This is a genomic window from Psychrobacter sp. FME13, assembly GCF_014861395.1.
Taxonomy (GTDB): Bacteria; Pseudomonadota; Gammaproteobacteria; order Pseudomonadales; family Moraxellaceae; genus Psychrobacter.
Genome location: NZ_RRYV01000274.1, coordinates 1 through 1,752, shown reverse-complemented (window position 1 = coordinate 1,752; position 1,752 = coordinate 1). Strand labels below are relative to the sequence as shown.

Sequence of the window (1,752 nt, the reverse complement as noted above, 5' to 3'; positions counted from 1 at the left end):
TGACTATCTCTGCGAGCAGTTACGCTCGCCTAGACTGATTGTTGCGTAAGTCCTAAGAATAAAAGAGCTGATTGATAAATCACGATGAATCCCCATAAAGTTAACAACTTCCCAATACTGCAAATGACTTATGACACAAGACACTCAAGCCCCAAATACGGACAGCCAAACCGCTAGCAACTACAGCGATAACGATGTGCGCCAACGATTCTTTATCGAAGATTCTCCCGTACGTGGTGATGTGGTGCGCCTCTCACGCAGCTATGCAAGTACGATTGCCCAAAAGCCCTACCCTGAAGCCATCAAGCGTTTATTGGGTGAAATGCTGACTGCTGCCAGTTTGCTCATTAGCACGGTCAAAATAAATGGTCGTTTATCCATCCAACTACAGTCATCGGACAGCGACAGCTTGCTTAACTGGGCAATGGCAGAATGCGATCAAAACGGTGTCATCAGAGCGCTTGCCAGTTGGAAAGCTGAAACTGATGAGCAGGTACAAGCATGGAACAATATGCTCCACGCCAAAGAAGCGTTTGCGGAGCTAGGCGCACCCGGACAGGGCGTCTTATTTATCAATATCCAGCCTGATGGTGGTGAGCCTTATCAAGGTATCGTTGAGCGCAGCCATGACAATCTGGCAGACTGCTTAGCCCACTACCAAAAGCAATCAGCTCAGATTCCAACATTGATTAACCTGGCATCGGATGGTCTACAAGCGGGTGGTATATTGGTGCAGATGTTACCCCGTACTGCTGCAGAAACTTATGAAGTTGAGCAAAACGAAGATGCAGGTATCGACGATGATTTATGGATACGCTTATCTGTCTTGACACGCACAGTCAAGGCCGAAGAGCTGACGACGCTTGATGCCAACGAGATTCTCTATCGCTTGTATCACGAAGAAAACATCGTTGCCCCTGAACCTGCTCCTTTGTCATTTGGTTGCACTTGCTCACGCGAAAAATGTGAGGCTGCTATTGAACAAGTTGGCGAAGCAGAGGCATTAGATATCGTGGAAGAGCAAGGCGGCACGTTTGAGATGGATTGCGGTTTTTGCGGTGAGATCTACAGATTTAATAAAGATGATGTAGCAGCGATATTTGCTGGGTAAGTTGCCTTACTTACTATAAATCACTACTTATAAAAAAACCCTCAAGCGTGATGCTTGGGGTTTGTTACTTTTATATAAAATGAGGTACTAAAGTAAATTTATTCTACTAGCTCACTGGGCTTAAACTCGTAGCTATAGCTTTGTGATTTTGAAGCGATAGCTATGTTGTAGCCATATATTAGCGTGACATAAACCACATCCAACTCTTCCGCTAGCGCATAGTTGCTATAAGATTTTCTTGCTATCTCTTTCGCAAAATCTTAATCACTGATTATATTGCTATCCACAAACACCTGAAGGCTCAAACTATCTGTGACCGTTTCACCACTTTCCGTATCAGTAAAAGTATGAGTATTTTTGAATACGCTAACTGAACTTACTTTAGGCTCATCAGCAAGCATTTTTTGTACTGTTACCAACTCTTGGAAAGGACTATTATTTACCATATCTTTAGTAAAGGCAGGAACAGCTGCTGATATTAAAAATAGCAAAGCAACAATGACAATATGACCTTTCCAAACGGGTAGTAAGTTCTGCTTATCAGAACCTATATTAATCACGATAGAGTTTGCAACAAGATCATGTAATAGACCTCTTGCAAAAGTAGTTGTAAGACACAACGTACATTATTGAACTCTACT

Annotated in this window: 2 protein-coding genes; one reads left to right on the top strand and one right to left on the bottom strand. The window is 42.9% G+C overall.

Annotated features, from left to right (window positions below; all coding sequences use genetic code 11):
- The first annotated feature begins 130 nt into the window (after positions 1-130).
- Positions 131-1,111, top strand: coding sequence for an Hsp33 family molecular chaperone HslO (locus tag EI164_RS15915; RefSeq protein ID WP_192520959.1), 981 nt, complete (start codon positions 131-133; stop codon positions 1,109-1,111).
- A gap of 260 nt (positions 1,112-1,371) precedes the next feature.
- Here EI164_RS15915 and EI164_RS15910 read toward each other — a convergent pair whose 3' ends face one another.
- On the bottom strand, positions 1,372-1,671 hold the full coding sequence (locus tag EI164_RS15910; protein ID WP_192520958.1) for a hypothetical protein: 300 nt from the start codon (positions 1,669-1,671) through the stop codon (positions 1,372-1,374).
- Between the last annotated feature and the right edge of the window lie 81 nt (positions 1,672-1,752).

Coding starts and splice junctions, on each gene's coding strand:
- EI164_RS15915 (WP_192520959.1), top strand. CDS start 131: ATGACACAAGACACTCAAGCCCCAAATACGGACAGCCAAACCGCTAGC.